This is a genomic window from Curtobacterium sp. MCLR17_036, from assembly GCF_003234445.2.
In the GTDB taxonomy this organism is placed as follows: domain Bacteria; phylum Actinomycetota; class Actinomycetes; order Actinomycetales; family Microbacteriaceae; genus Curtobacterium.
The window spans coordinates 2,530,357-2,544,362 of sequence record NZ_CP126269.1; the positions used below are offsets into that span (position 1 = coordinate 2,530,357).

At 71.7% G+C, this 14,006-nt stretch carries 12 protein-coding genes; 2 read left to right on the top strand and 10 right to left on the bottom strand.

Features of this window, described 5'->3' with window-relative positions; all coding sequences use genetic code 11:
- Positions 1 to 148 precede the first annotated feature (148 nt).
- Positions 149 to 730, top strand: a complete 582-nt coding sequence (locus DEI99_RS11760; protein ID WP_111041004.1) for a TetR/AcrR family transcriptional regulator — start codon at positions 149 to 151, stop codon at positions 728 to 730.
- 7 nt (positions 731 to 737) lie between these two features.
- On the opposite strand, the gene DEI99_RS11765 is transcribed toward DEI99_RS11760, so the two are convergent.
- From DEI99_RS11765 to DEI99_RS11785, 5 genes are all read right to left on the bottom strand, one after another.
- On the bottom strand, positions 738 to 1,292 hold the full coding sequence (locus DEI99_RS11765) for a substrate-binding domain-containing protein (RefSeq protein ID WP_146247064.1): 555 nt from the start codon (positions 1,290 to 1,292) through the stop codon (positions 738 to 740).
- Between the two features lie 10 nt (positions 1,293 to 1,302).
- Complete coding sequence (locus DEI99_RS11770) at positions 1,303 to 2,682, bottom strand: MFS transporter (RefSeq protein WP_111041006.1); 1,380 nt, start codon at positions 2,680 to 2,682, stop codon at positions 1,303 to 1,305.
- 51 nt (positions 2,683 to 2,733) lie between these two features.
- Entirely contained in the window at positions 2,734 to 3,879 is a 1,146-nt protein-coding gene (locus DEI99_RS11775) for a cystathionine gamma-synthase (protein ID WP_111041007.1), read from the bottom strand.
- Between the two features lie 82 nt (positions 3,880 to 3,961).
- Positions 3,962 to 5,326 carry a cystathionine beta-synthase gene (locus DEI99_RS11780; protein ID WP_071261236.1) on the bottom strand — a complete coding sequence of 455 codons (1,365 nt, stop codon included), beginning with the start codon at positions 5,324 to 5,326 and terminating at the stop codon, positions 3,962 to 3,964.
- Positions 5,327 to 5,419: 93 nt separating this feature from the next.
- Positions 5,420 to 7,309, bottom strand: a complete 1,890-nt coding sequence (locus tag DEI99_RS11785) for an ABC transporter ATP-binding protein (RefSeq protein ID WP_502867003.1) — start codon at positions 7,307 to 7,309, stop codon at positions 5,420 to 5,422.
- A gap of 109 nt (positions 7,310 to 7,418) precedes the next feature.
- Between DEI99_RS11785 and DEI99_RS11790 the strand changes: the two genes are divergently transcribed.
- Positions 7,419 to 8,843: an amino acid permease gene (locus DEI99_RS11790; RefSeq protein WP_111041009.1), complete on the top strand. Its 1,425-nt coding sequence runs from the start codon at positions 7,419 to 7,421 to the stop codon at positions 8,841 to 8,843.
- A gap of 359 nt (positions 8,844 to 9,202) precedes the next feature.
- Here the strand turns inward: DEI99_RS11790 and DEI99_RS11795 are convergent, their stop codons facing one another.
- The 5 genes from DEI99_RS11795 to DEI99_RS11815 all read right to left on the bottom strand — a co-directional run bounded on the left by DEI99_RS11795 (position 9,203) and on the right by DEI99_RS11815 (position 13,953).
- A complete protein-coding gene (locus DEI99_RS11795; protein WP_111041010.1) occupies positions 9,203 to 10,120 on the bottom strand; it encodes a type IV toxin-antitoxin system AbiEi family antitoxin domain-containing protein in 918 nt (305 codons plus the stop codon).
- 287 nt (positions 10,121 to 10,407) lie between these two features.
- Positions 10,408 to 10,791 carry a 50S ribosomal protein L7/L12 gene (rplL, locus tag DEI99_RS11800; RefSeq protein WP_071261227.1) on the bottom strand — a complete coding sequence of 128 codons (384 nt, stop codon included), beginning with the start codon at positions 10,789 to 10,791 and terminating at the stop codon, positions 10,408 to 10,410.
- A 51-nt stretch (positions 10,792 to 10,842) separates the two neighbouring features.
- Positions 10,843 to 11,358 carry a 50S ribosomal protein L10 gene (rplJ, locus tag DEI99_RS11805; protein WP_070418388.1) on the bottom strand — a complete coding sequence of 172 codons (516 nt, stop codon included), beginning with the start codon at positions 11,356 to 11,358 and terminating at the stop codon, positions 10,843 to 10,845.
- A gap of 373 nt (positions 11,359 to 11,731) precedes the next feature.
- Positions 11,732 to 13,216 (bottom strand): sensor histidine kinase, encoded by a 1,485-nt coding sequence (locus DEI99_RS11810; RefSeq protein WP_111041011.1) that lies wholly within the window; start codon positions 13,214 to 13,216, stop codon positions 11,732 to 11,734.
- A complete protein-coding gene (locus tag DEI99_RS11815; protein WP_111041012.1) occupies positions 13,213 to 13,953 on the bottom strand; it encodes a response regulator transcription factor in 741 nt (246 codons plus the stop codon). Before DEI99_RS11815 ends, DEI99_RS11810 begins: the two co-directional genes overlap by 4 nt.
- Positions 13,954 to 14,006: the final 53 nt, after the last annotated feature.

Below are 14,006 nucleotides of genomic sequence, written 5' to 3' on the forward strand. Positions count from 1 at the left end.
GCGGAACCATCCTACGGGTCGCGAGAGCGCTCACGAAGCGGTGCCGCGTGTTGCCGGTCGTCCCGGGGTCCCGCCGGGCGCACCGTGCGGTACCGTCGGACTGCTCGGGGACTCCCGGCACGTTCAGCATCAGAAGGGGGTGGGTGTCATGGTGGACGCTCGGATCCTGCACACGACCGCTGCCCTGCGCGAGGCGATCCTCCGGCTCGCCACCGACCGTCCGGTCTCCACGATCACCGTCGCGGACGTCACCCGCGCCGCCGGCATCAACCGCGCCACGTTCTACTCGCACGCCGTCTCCCCCGGCTCGCTGCTCGCGGACGTCCTGACGCCGGAACTCGACCGCATCCGCGAGGACGACGCCGCGGCCCGACGCACCGCTGCCGCCCGGGGTGCGGACGCCGCCGAGCTCGCCGCCATCACCCGCCGCGGCATCAACGCGGTCGTCGAGCACGTCACGGCCCACCGGGACATCTACTGCAAGGCGTTGCCCGACCCGAACGACGCCTCGCTGCACCGCCTGCTCGTCGAGCACTTCACCGTGTCGAGCGTCCAGCACATCCAGGAACTCGACCCGGCGTCGCGCCCGCCGCTGCTCGACGACGTCGCCGCCGGCTTCGTGGCGCAGGGGTTCGTCGGCGCCATCGAGGCCTGGCTCGCCGGACCCCGCCGCTCCCGCAAGGCGCTGGTCGAGACGATCACGCTGTCGTTCCCGGCCTGGTGGAACTGACCGCTCGCTAGTCGGTACCGGCGTCGTCGACCGACGGCTTCTCGCCGCGCTGCAGGGACCGGACGACGTCCACCGCCGCCGCTGCGAGCTCCGCGTCGTCCGCACCGCCCGGCACCCGGTAGTCGGCCGAGACGCCGTCACCACCGGTGCCCGTCGCGGGCAGCGGGTCGCCGAGCGACACCACCACGACCCCGGCGTCGTGCGCGGTCCGGACGACACCGGTCAGCGCGGAGGCGTCGGCGGCGCGGACCAGCAGCGCCTTCGCGCCGGACCGGACGAGTCCGGCGACCGCCGAGCGCTGGGCGGCCGCGGCACCGGACGCCGGTGCGACCCGGACGACGGGGCGGAAGCCGGCGTCGCGCAGGCCGGTGCGCAGCTCGGTGGCGAGTGCGGCGTCGTCGTGGACGACCACGACCCCGATGACGGCCTGCTGGTCGAAGCCGCCGTCCGAGCTCGTCAGGTCCGTGCTCTGCACGGGCGTGGGCGCGACGGAGGTCGTGCCCTGGCAGCCGGCCAGCACCAGGACCGTCAGCAGGGCGCCGACGGCGACGACGGAGCGCATGCCGGCCACGCTACCCGCCCGTCCGCGGTGCCGGGACGGGACCGAGTCGCCGGACCGCCGCGACCGCCAGCGCCGCGAACAGGATCATGGCGCCGAAGACGAGCGGGAAGGCGACCGTCCCCTGCGCGCCGCCCGTCGCCGTGAACAGCAGGCCGGTGGCGGCGAGGCCGATGACGCTGCCCGAGGCGTCGGCGATGGTCAGCGCCGAGCTCGCGAAGCCGTCGTCGCCCTCGCCGGAGAAGCGCAGCGTCAGCATCGAGGTGCGCGGGTAGATCGCCCCCATGCCGGCACCGCCGACGAACCAGCCGGCCACGAGCACCCACCACGGCAGGTGCAGGGCGGCGACCGCGAACGCCGTCAGCAGGCTCACGAGCACCAGGGCGAGGCCGACGCCGAAGGTGCGCTGCGCGGTCAGGCGTTCCTCGCCGACCTTCCCGTGGGCCCAGCTCGCACCCGCCCAGCTCAGCGCGGCGACGGTGAGCGCGAGCCCGGCGGTGGAGGGCTGCAGCCCGTGCTCCGCCTGCAGCAGGAAGGGCACGTAGGCCTCACTGCCGAAGAACGACGCCGCCATGAGACCGCGGAGCAGCACGACCGACGGCAACCCGGCCGCCGCGCGGAAGGTGCCGGTGGGCAGCAGCGGCCGGAGTGCGAACCAGGTGCCGACCAGGCCGACCGCGACGGCGGCGACCATCCCCCACGGGGTCAGGTCCGGTGCGACGTTGAGCAGCAGGATCGCGACCGCGGCGGCGACCGACCACCCGATCCGGGTCCGCTGCCACGGCGGTCGCAGGCCCTCGGCGGGCGGGTGCAGGCGGCCGAGGGTCGGCACGAGCAGGGTGAAGGCGGCGACGGCGATCACGAGCGCACCGGCGAACACCCAGTGCCAGTCCCACACGTCGGTGACGATGCCGGCCAGCGCCGGTCCGACGAGCGCCGGCACCACCCAGGCGGCGGCGAACCCGGCGAACACCGGGCCGTGCAGCTCGGCGGGGAAGATCCGGGCCACGAGCACGTAGAGCACGACGTCGATCGCGCCCGCGCCGAAGCCCTCGACGAGCCGGCCGACCAGGAAGACCGTCATCGTCGGAGCGGTCATCACCACCGCGGTACCGGCCGCGAAGAGCAGCGCCGACACCCACGCGACGACGCGTCCGCCCGCGCGGTCCGCCCAGTTCCCCGCCAGCACCATGCCCGGCACGCCGGCGGCCAGCGGTGCGGCGAACGCGAGCGCGTACAGCGCCTCGCCGTCGAGGTCGCGGCTGATCACCGGCATGATCGTCGTCATCGCCAGGTTCTGGAAGGCGGCGACGCCGACGATCGCGACCATGCCGATCGTCGCGAGGGCGTGTCCCCCGCTGAACAGGCCCGTCCTCGTCGCCGTGGTGCTCACGGTTTCATCGTAGGGGTGCCCGGCGACGCCGCCGGCCGGGACCGGCGACGGTCAGCGCGCGAGCGCCTGCTGCACGTCCGCGATGAGGTCGCCGGCGTCCTCGATGCCGACGGACAGCCGCACGACGTTCTCCGGCACGGCGAGCTCGGTGCCCCGCACCGACGCGTGCGTCATCTCGCTCGGGTACCCGATGAGCGACTCGACCCCGCCGAGCGACTCGGCCAGCGCGAACAGCTCGGTCGACTCCGCGAACCGCTTCGCCGCGGCCGGCCCGCCGGAGAGCGCCACGGACAGCATGCCGCCGAACCCGCGCATCTGCCGGGCGGCGACGTCGTGCCCCGGGTGGTCGGACAGGCCCGGGTAGTAGACGCGCTCGACACCGGGCGCGGACACGAGCGCCTCGGCCACGGCCTGCGCGTTCGCGGAGTGCCGTTCCATCCGGACGGCGAGCGTCTTGATGCCGCGGGTGGTCAGGAACGCGTCGAACGGCGACGAGATCGCGCCGGCGCCGAACTGCAGGAACTGCACCTTCGCCGCGAGCTCCTCATCGGCGAGCACGACGGCCCCGCCGACGACGTCGGAGTGGCCGCCGAGGTACTTCGTCGCCGAGTACACGACGACGTCCGCGCCGAGCGACAGCGGCTGCTGCAGGTACGGCGACGCGAAGGTGTTGTCCACGACGACGACCGCGCCGGCCTCGTGCCCGAGGGTGGCGAGGGCCGCGATGTCGGCGATCTTCATGAGCGGGTTCGTCGGCGTCTCGACCCAGAGCACGGTCGCGTCCGGCGCGTCCTGCAGCGCCGCACGCACCTGGTCGAGCTCGCTCATGTCGACGACGACGAGTTCGACGCCCCACGGCACGTGCAGGCGGTTGACCAGGCGGTGCGTGCCGCCGTAGACGTCGTTGCCCATCACCACGCGTGCACCGGGCGACAGGACCGAACGGAGCAGGGCGTCCTCGGCGGCGAGGCCGGAGGAGAACGAGTACGCGGCGACGCCACCGTCGAGGTCGGCGAGCAGGGCCTGCAGGCCGTCGCGCGTCGGGTTGCCGGAACGGGAGTACTCGTAGCCGTTCCGCATGCCGCCGATGCCGTCCTGCACGTACGTCGAGGTCACGTGGATGGGCGGGATCACGGCGCCGGTGGCGCCGTCGGGCTCCTGGCCGGCGTGGATGGCTCGGGTGCTGAACTCGGTCATGGGTGTTCGTTCTCCAGGTCGGGTCGGACGGGAGGCGCGGGTCGCGCCCGTCACGGGCGGTGCGTCGCGGACGCCGCCGGGTCTACTCGGACAGGTAGGTGAGCAGGTCGTGTCGCGTCAGCACCGTGACGGGCTTGCCGTCCTCGACGACGAGGAGCGCGTCCACCGTCTCGAGCGCCCGGCGTGCGGCGGAGACGGACTCCCCCACGCCGATGAGCGGCAGCGGGTCGCCGACGAACCCGCTCAGGGCGTCGGTCATCCCCGCGGCACCGGTGAAGACCTGCTCGAGCAGGTCCTTCTCGGCGACGGCGCCGATGACCTCGCCGATGACGACGGGCGGCTCGGCGGTGAGCACGGGCATCTGCGAGACGCCGTACTTCGACATGATGTCGACGACGTCGCGCACGGTGTCGGCCGGGTGGGCGTGCACGAGGTCGGGCAGGCGTCCGTCCTTGCCGGCGATGAGCGACCCGACGGTGCGGGCGTCGTCGGTCTCGGCGAAGCCGTAGGAGCGCATCCAGCGGTCGTTGAAGATCTTGCCGAGGTACCCGCGGCCGCCGTCGGGCAGGAGCACCACGACGACGTCGTCCTCGGTGAGGTCGCGGGCCGCCCGGAGCGCGGCGACGACCGCCATGCCGCTCGAGCCGCCGACGAGCAGGCCCTCTTCGCGGGCGAGGCGCCGGGTCATCGCGAACGCGTCCGCGTCGGACACGGCGATGACCTCGTCGGCGATGTCCGGGTCGTAGGCGCCCGGCCAGAAGTCCTCGCCGACGCCCTCGACCAGGTACGGGCGGCCGGTGCCGCCGGAGTACACGGAGCCCTCCGGGTCGGCGCCGATGATGCGGACGCGACCACCGGAGGCCTCCTTGAGGTACTTGCCGGTGCCGGAGATGGTCCCCCCGGTGCCGACGCCCGCCACGAAGTGGGTGAGCTGCTCCTCGGTGTCGCGCCAGATCTCCGGGCCGGTGGTCTCGTAGTGGCTGCGCGGCCCGTTCGGGTTGGCGTACTGGTTCGGCTTGTAGGCGCCGGGGATCTCCTGCACCAGCCGGTCGGACACCGAGTAGTAGGACTCGGGGTGCTCCGGCGCGACCGCGGTCGGCGTGACGACGATCTCGGCGCCGTAGGCGGTGAGCACGTTGCGCTTGTCCTCGCCCACCTTGTCCGGCAGCACGAACACGCACCGGTACCCGCGCTGCTGCGCGACGAGCGCGAGCCCGACGCCGGTGTTGCCGGACGTCGGCTCGACGATGGTCCCGCCGGGCCGCAGGTCGCCGGAGGCCTCGGCGGCGTCGATGATCCGCGTGGCGATGCGGTCCTTCGAGGACCCCCCGGGGTTCAGGTACTCGACCTTCACCAGGACGGTCGCCCGCACCCCCTCGGTGACGCGGTTCAGCTTGACGAGCGGGGTGTTGCCGACGAGGTCGACGACGGAGTTCGCGTAACGCACGCCCGCGAGTCTACGTCGCGGACACCGCCCGCCGTCGGCTCGTGACGTGCGCGGACATCGCGGCGCAGACCCCGGTCCGACGACGCGACCCGATCAGCTGCCGACGGACTCGGCGGGGGCGTTCTGCTGCCGGTGCAGCTCGGCGTACGTGCCGTCGAGTGCCAGGAGTTCGTCGTGCGACCCCTGCTCGACGATCTGCCCGTGGTCGAGCACGAAGATGACGTCGGCGTCGCGCACCGTGGACAACCGGTGGGCGATGGAGATCGTCGTGCGCCCTGCCGCCGCCGTGTCGAGCGCGGTCTGCACCACCCGCTCCGAGATGGAGTCGAGCGCACTGGTGGCCTCGTCGAGCACGAGCACCGGCGGGTCCTTCAACAGCACCCGCGCGATCGCGATCCGCTGCTTCTCGCCGCCCGACAGTCGGTACCCGCGCTCCCCCACCACCGTGTCGTACCCGTCCGGGAACGAGGCGATGGTCTCGTGGATGTTCGCCGCTCGTGCCGCCCGTTCGACCTCGTCGTCGGTGGCGTCCGGCTTCGCGTACCGCAGGTTGTCGGCGATCGTCGCGTGGAACAGGTAGGTCTCCTGGCTGACGATGCCGATGTGGCGCATCAGGTCCTCGTGCTCGAGGTCGCGGACGTCCTGCCCCGCGAAGCGGACCGAACCGCTCGTCGCCTCGTACAGGCGGGGCACCAGGTACGACACGGTCGTCTTGCCGGCCCCCGAGGGTCCGACGAACGCAGCGAACTGCCCGGGCCGGAGCGCGAAGGACACCCCGCGCAGGGTCGGCTTGTCGGCCTCGCCGTCGGGGTAGGTGAAGGTGACGTCCTCGAAGGCCACGTGCCCGACGGCGGCCTGGTCGATCGGCTTCGCCGTCGGCGAGTCGGTGATCGCCGGCTCGAGGTCGAAGTACTCGAAGATGCGGGCGAACAACGCACCGGAGGTCTGCAGGTCGAGCACGACCCGGAGCAGACCGACGGTCGGGAACAGCAGCCGCGACTGCACGGTCGTGAAGGCGACGATCGTGCCGGCGGTGATCGGGACGTCCCCGATGATCAGCCACGCGGCGACCAGGTAGATGATCGCCGGGATGATCGACAGGAAGATCTGCACGATCGCGAAGAACCACTGGCCGGACATCTGCTGCCGGACCTGCAGGCTGATCTGGTTGCGGTTCTCATCGCCGTAGCGCTTGGTCTCGCTGCGCTGCTGGTTGAAGCTCTTGGCGAGCAGGATGCCGGAGACGCTGAGGGCCTCCTGCGTGATTGCGGTCATGTCGGACAGCGACTCCTGCGTCGCCGAGGCGATCCGTGCCCGCACCTGGCCGACCCGGCGCTGGGCGATGACGAGCAGCGGCAGCAGGACCACCGCCACCAGCGTCATCTGCCAGCTGAGCAGCAGCATGGCGACGAGCGCGGCGATGACGGTGACGGTGTTGCCGAGCACCGACGAGATCGTGTTGTTGAGGACGCTGGCCACGCCGCCGACGTCGTTCTGCAGCCGCGACTGGATCACACCGGTCTTCGTGCGGGTGAAGAAGGCGAGCTCCATGCGCTGCAGGTGCCCGAACAGACGCATCCGCATCGAGCCCATCACCTTGTTGCCGACCGTCGCGGTCAGGTAGGTCTGCCACACACCCACCCCGGCGCTCGCGATCCACAGGAGGACCATCGCGGTGACGAGTTCGACGAGCACCGGTACGTTCGGCCGGCCGGACGGCGGGAAGAGTCCGACGTCGAAGGCCTTCTGCGTGAGCAGCGGCGGCACGACCGAGATCGCGGCCCCCACGAGCACGAGCACGACCGTCAGGACGATCGCCCGGCGGTGCGGCACGAACAGCCCGGCGATGCGGTGCAGCAGGTGCGGGATCTTCGGCGCCTCGGCGTTGGCGGCCTTCTGCGCGCGGAAGTCGCCGCTCGAGATGCGGCCGCCGCCGCGCGGTCCGCCGCCCCCGCCGCCGCGCATCCCGTGGCCCATGCTCATGGGGCCAACGCTATCCCCGTCCCGTGACATCGGTGTCGCCGGTGCATTTGACCCCTCTCAGGGGGCGTGCGAGCATGTGCCGTCCCCGTCCCCGCACCACCGAGGTCCCATGTCGTCCGCGCCCTCCCGTCCCACGTCCCTGCGGGCGCAGCTCGCCCGCCGCAAGCCGATCGAGCAGCTCCGGGCCGAAGCCGCGGCGGGGGTCGACGGCACCCCGCTGCGCCGGTCCCTCGGGGTGTGGCACCTCACGATGATCAGCGTCGGCGCGACGCTCGGCACCGGCATCCTCGTGGTGCTCGGCACCGCCGTGCCGCTCGCCGGCCCCGCGGTCTGGATCTCGTTCGTGGTCGCGGGCATCGCGGCGCTGCTCTCGGCGCTCTCCTACGCCGAGATGGCCGGTGCCGTACCGACCTCGGGGTCGAGCTACTCGTACACCTACGCGACCATGGGCGAGGGCATCGCCTGGGTCTGCGGCTGGTGCCTCGTGCTCGAGTACGCCGTCTCGGTCGCGGCCGTGGCCGTCGGGGCGAGCGAGTACGTCGACGAGACCCTCCGCGTGTTCGGCACGCACCTGCCCACCGCGCTGTCGGCACCTCCGGGCGAGGGCGGTCTCGTCAACCTGCCCGCGGCCGTCCTGGTGCTGCTGGCGACCGTGGTGCTGCTCCCCGGCGCCCGCGAGAGCGCCTGGGTGAACACGGTCATGGTCGTCGTGAAGATCGCCCTGCTCGTGTTCTTCGTCGTCGTGGCGTTCACCGCGTTCCAGGCCCGGAACTTCGAGCCGCTCGCGCCGATGGGCGCCGCCGGTGTGACGGCTGCCGCGTCGCGCCTGTTCTTCTCGTACATCGGCTTCGACGCCGCCTCGACCGCAGGTGAAGAGGCGAAGAACCCCCGCCGCGACCTCCCCCGCGCCATCATCGGCTCGATCGTCCTCATCACGGCGCTCTACATCCTGGTCGCCGTGGCCGCGATCGGTGCCCGCTCGTGGACCGACTTCTCGTCGTCCGAGGCCTCGCTCGTCCGCATCGTCGTCGACGTCACCGGCCAGCCGCTCGTGGCGCTCGTGTTCTCCGTCGGCGCCGTCGTCGCCATCGCGAGCGTCGTGCTGACGGTGCTGTACGGCCAGACCCGCATCCTGCTGACGATGTCCCGCGACGGCCTGGTCCCGAAGGTGTTCGGCCGGGTGTCCCCGCGCACCGGCACCCCGATCGCCAACACGCTCATCATCGGCATCGCCGTGACGATGGTCGCCGCGCTCGTCCCCCTCGGCGAACTCGCCGACGCCACGAGCATCGGGACCCTCGTCGCCTTCGCCCTCGTGAACGTCTCGGTGATCGTGCTCCGACGTTCCCGGCCGGACCTCGAGCGCTCGTACCGCGTGCCGCTCTTCCCCGTCGTCCCGGTCCTCGGCGCGCTCAGCTGCGTCCTCCTCGCGGTGTTCCTCGGCGCCACGACGTGGATCGCCTTCGGCATCTGGATGCTCGCCGGCGCCGCGCTCTACCTGGCCTACGGCCGCCGCCACAGCACCCTGCGCTGACGCGCGAGGCGGGGGCACGCGGCCCGTTCCGGCTCGCCCGGTCCCGTCCCGTCCCGTCCCGTTCTGTTCCGCGAAAGCGACAGTTCTCCGCGAATGTTCCGCGCCGCTCTGTCGCTTCCCGATCCGCGTCGGTCCGCGCCGGTCCGCGTCGGTCCGCGCCGGTCCGCGTCGGTCCGCGTCGGTCCGGTCGGTCCGCGTCGGTCCGGTCGGTCCAGTCGGTCCGACCCGCGAAAGCGACAGTTCTCCGCGAACGTTCCGCGCCGCTCTGTCGCTCTGCCGGGAGGCCCGCCTCACCTTCCGCGAGACGTGTCGCCCTGGCAGCACAGCACAGCCACTCGGCGAGCACGTCCGCCCCGGGCTCACCGGCAGGGCACTCCGTGCTCGCGGAACAGCGCTCGGAGCCGCTCCGGGTGCTGCACGTGCTCCCAGTACACCCGCACGAAGCCGTTCACCTCGGGGCGGGCTCGAACCCGGTCCTCGCGGCGCTTCTCGTCCCAGGCAGTGTCCTCCGGGGTGCGCCCGTGCAGCATCGCCGGGTCCTCGTACTTCTGCCGCCCGTCGAACTCGACGACGATGCCCTCGCGTGGCAGCCAGAAGTCGACGCGAGCCACGCGGCCGTCCGCGAAGCGGAACTCGTGCTGCGGTTCCATGTCCGGGCACCCGAGCTCGGCCGCCCGGACCGCGAGGTACGACTCGCCCACGGACTCGTGACGGACATCGCAGATCGCGAGGGCCTGCTCGAGCCGGACCGATCCCCAGGGTCCCACGCCCGCTGCGAGCTCCTCGAGGACCCGGGGCTCGACGCCGCTCCGCAGCGCGTGGTCGAGCGCGACCACGGCGCCGGCGAGCGAACCCCGCCGCGCCGTCTCGACCGCGGTGTGGGCGAGGTCGGCGACCCGCACGCCTTGAAAGGACCGATCCGTACGGACGGCTCCGCCGCTGTGGACGGTCAACCCGACCCGGTGCAGGTCGTGGTCGAGCCCCGGCACGGTCACGTGCACCCGATCGGGCCAGGGCCCGAGGCGAGGACAACCGTGGACGGCAGCCGCGGAGTCGAGCACGAAGACCGCACCGGGCCGGAGCAACGGGATGACCGCGCGCATCCGGACGAGGTACTGCGACCGCCGGTCGAGCACGTCCCAGGCGGACCGTTCGACGTACACACCGTGTCGAACCCGCACCAGCTCGCCGGCGCGCTGCCGTCGCTGCAGGAAGCGTGCCGCAGCGCGGTCGAGCGGGTTCGTGCGGAGGAGGTCGATCGCGTTGGCGGGATGCATGCCAGCACCCTGTCGCCGAGTGCCGCGGTGCGCGGGCCCGGTCACTGATCTGTGGAGAACTCCTGCTCGACCGGAAGCCGCGATGGTGCCGCCATCGCGACACTGCTCGGCCTCGGTGCACTGTTCGTGCCGCCAGCGCGACAGTCTGCCGCGAACAGTCGGCGTCAGACTGTCGCTTTCGCGGAACACTGCAGGGAGACCCTCGAAGACAGTTCCCCCCCCCCCGAACACGACGAAGGCCGCCACCCCCGAGGGGGCAGCGGCCTTCGTGACCGAAACGGTCGAGACTACGCGAGCTCGATCGTGGCGCCGGCGCCCTCGAGCGTCTCCTTGGCCTTGTCGGCGGTCTCCTTGTTGACACCCTCGAGGATCTTGGCGTCGGCGGTCTCGACGAGCGCCTTGGCCTCACCGAGGCCGAGCGACGTCAGGCCACGGACCTCCTTGATGACCTGGATCTTCTTGTCACCAGCGGACTTGAGGATGACGTCGAACTCGGTCTTCTCCTCGACGGCCTCGGCCGGGGCAGCAGCGCCGGGGGCGGCGGCAGCGGCGACCGGGGCGGCCGCGGTGACCTCGAAGACCTCTTCGAACTTCTTCACGAAGTCCGAGAGCTCGATGAGCGTGAGCTCCTTGAAGGCCTCGATGAGCTCGTCCTGCGAAAGCTTCGCCATGATTTTCTCCTACTACTCAGTAAAACGTGTGGTTGTGGAACGCGAGCCTGATCAGGCCGCGGACTCCTGCTTCTCGCGGAGGGCGTCCACGGTGCGGACGGCCTGCGAGAGGGGGGCCTGGAACAGGTACGCAGCACCGAACAGCGAGGCCTTGAAGGCGCCGGCGAGCTTGCCGAGCAGGACTTCACGGGACTCGAGGTCGGCGAGCTTGTCCACCTCGGTCGCGGAGAGCGGGTTACCGTCGAAGTAACCACCCTTCACCACGAGCTCGGGGTTCGCCTTGGCGAATGCACGCAGCGACTTCGCGACGGCGACGGTGTCACCGTGGACGAAGGCGAGAGCGGACGGACCGGCGAGCTCGTCGTCGAACGACGAGATGCCGGCGTTGTTCGCCGCGATCTTGGTCAGCGTGTTCTTCACCACGGCGTACGTGGCGTGCTCACGGATCGAGTTGCGGAGCTCCTTGAGCTGCGCGACCGTGAGACCGCGGTACTCGGTGAGCAGAACGGCGTTCGAGCTACGGAAGGACTCCGTGAGCTCGGCGACCGCAGCTTCCTTGTTCGCCATGGTTCTCCTTGGGGGTCTTGCCGGCAGCCCCGGGTCCACGAACGAAAAAAGCTCCGGCGCAGAGGCTCGGAGCTGCTCGCACCAGATGGTGGGAGTGGTTCGGAACACCTGCGCGGGATGCCTCAACGAGTGAGGACCTTCGGTTGCGGCGCAAGCGCAGCAACATCCGGCGGTCTTTGGCTTCAAGAACAGTACCAGATGCGGTGGGCGAGACCAAACGGCGGACGGGCGTGCCCAGCTGGGCGGCGACGCGAAGCGTTGCGCTGGGCACGCCGACCGAGCCTGCGAGGGAGGACGGTGCGGGCCCGCCCCGCGCCTCCCGACCGACACGGCGGGCACGTCGCGCCGGGACCGGCGGCGTGGGAGCAGACCGTCACCGGGTCGCGTCCGCAGCAGCGGGCGTCTCCGCCCAGGCGTCCGTCTGCTCGGGCCGGGACGGCGTCGCCGCCTGCTCCACCGGCAGGTGCACGGTGAAGACGGTGTCACCCGGCTCGCTCGTCACCGCGACGGTGCCGCCGTGGGCCTGCACCACCGCGTCGACGATGGCGAGCCCGAGGCCGGTCGAGCCGACGGACCGCGATCGCGAGCTGTCGGCGCGGGCGAACCGTTCGAACAGCTTCGGCAGGAACTCCGGGTCGATCCCCTGCCCGGTGTCCCGCACGGTCAGGTCGACCCCGCCGTCGCCCGGTGTGATGCCGACCGTGATGCGGGTGCCCTCGGGGGTGTGGGTCCTGGCGTTCGTCACCAGGTTCACGATGACCTGGTGCAGCCGAGCGGCATCGCCGACGACCGAGACCGGCTCCGGGGGCACGTCGACCTCGATGACGTGGTCGGGCGACGCAGCGTGCGCGTCGTTCACGGCGTCGAGCACCAGCCCGGTCAGGTCGACCTCGGCGAACTGGATCTCGCGGCCCTCGTCGAGTCGGGCGAGCAGCAGCAGGTCCTCGACCATCGAGGTCATCCGGATCGACTCGGACTCGATCCGCCCCATCGCGTAGACGACGTCCTGCGGCAGGTCGCCGCCCATCCGCCGGGTGAGCTCGGCGTACCCGCGCACCGAGGCGAGCGGCGTGCGGAGCTCGTGCGAAGCGTCCGCGACGAACTGCCGCACCTTCTGCTCGGAGCGTTCACGGGCCTGCATGGCGTTCCCGATGTGCCCGAGCATCCGGTTGAACGCGGCGCCAACGCGACCCACCTCGGTGCGGGGGTCGGTGTCGGGCACACGGACGCCGTCCAGTGCGTCGCTGCGGTCGAGCGGCAGCCGGGTGACCGTCGAGGCGGCCTCCGCGACCCGTTCGAGCGGGCGAAGCGACCGGCGGACGACGACCGCGGCGACGACCGACCCCGCGACCAACGCGGCCGCGACGACCGCCACCACCACCCAGAACAGCTGCCACACGCTGTCGGAGACCGGCGCCATCGGCAACCCGACGACGAGGACGGCCGGCCCGACCGTCACCGCGGCGATCCGGTAGGCACCGAGCGTCGAGCCGAGGTCGACCGTCGCCGGCGGCGCGCCGACCCGGACGGTACCGAGCGCCGCGGCGCTCGACCGGGTGATCGCGCTCGGCCGGCCGTAGTCGTCGAGCACGTTCGCGACGACCACCTGGCCGTCGACGAAGTAGGCGGTCAGCGTGCCGACCGCCTGCCCGGACGGCCGCGACAGGTCGATGCCCGGCTGTCCGGACGGGTTCTGTTGCAGGTACCGCTGCGCGCGGTTCGTGGCACCCGTGATCTGCTCGTCGATCGCACGGGTCTGGATGGACGACAGCGCGATGATGCTGGCCGCCCCGATGACCGCGCTCACCGCGACGACCAGGGCGACGATGCTCAGGACGAGCCGGCGCCGCAGGGTCACGACGTCGGCTTGATGACGTACCCGACGCCACGCACGGTGTGGATCATCGGGGTCTCACCGGCGTCGATCTTCTTGCGCAGGTAGGAGATGTAGATCTCGACGACCGAGGACTTGCCCCCGAAGTCGTACGACCACACGCGGTCCAGGATCTGCGCCTTCGACAGCACGCGTCGGGGGTTCCGCATGAGGAACCGGAGCAGCTCGAACTCCGTGGCGGTCAGCTCGATCGGCCGGCCGGCACGGGACACCTCGTACGACTCCTCGTCGAGCACCAGGTCACCGACCACGATGCGGGAGTCCCCGGCCTCGGAGACCGAGATCTGCGAGCGACGGATGAGGCCGCGCAGCCGCGCCACGACCTCCTCGAGGGAGAACGGCTTCGTGACGTAGTCGTCGCCACCCGCGGTGAGGCCGGTGACGCGGTCCTCGACGGAGTCCTTCGCGGTGAGGAACAGCACCGGGGTGTCGTCGTTGTTCTGCCGCAACCGGCTGAGCACCTGCAGCCCGTCGAGGTCGGGCATCATCACGTCGAGCACCATCGCGTCGGGCTTGAACTCCCGAGCGGTCGCCAGGGCGTCCTGCCCGCCGTTCGCGCTCTTGACGTCCCAGCCCTCGTAGCGGAGCGCCATGGACAACAGGTCGGTGAGGCTGGCCTCGTCGTCGACGACGAGGATGCGCAACGGGGTGCCGTCGGCGCGGGTGAGACGCGGGGCTGCGGTGGGCTGGGAGATGGTCACGTCTTCGAGTATCGAGACGTTCCTATGAGCGCTCTGTGGAGCTGCCGTCACCG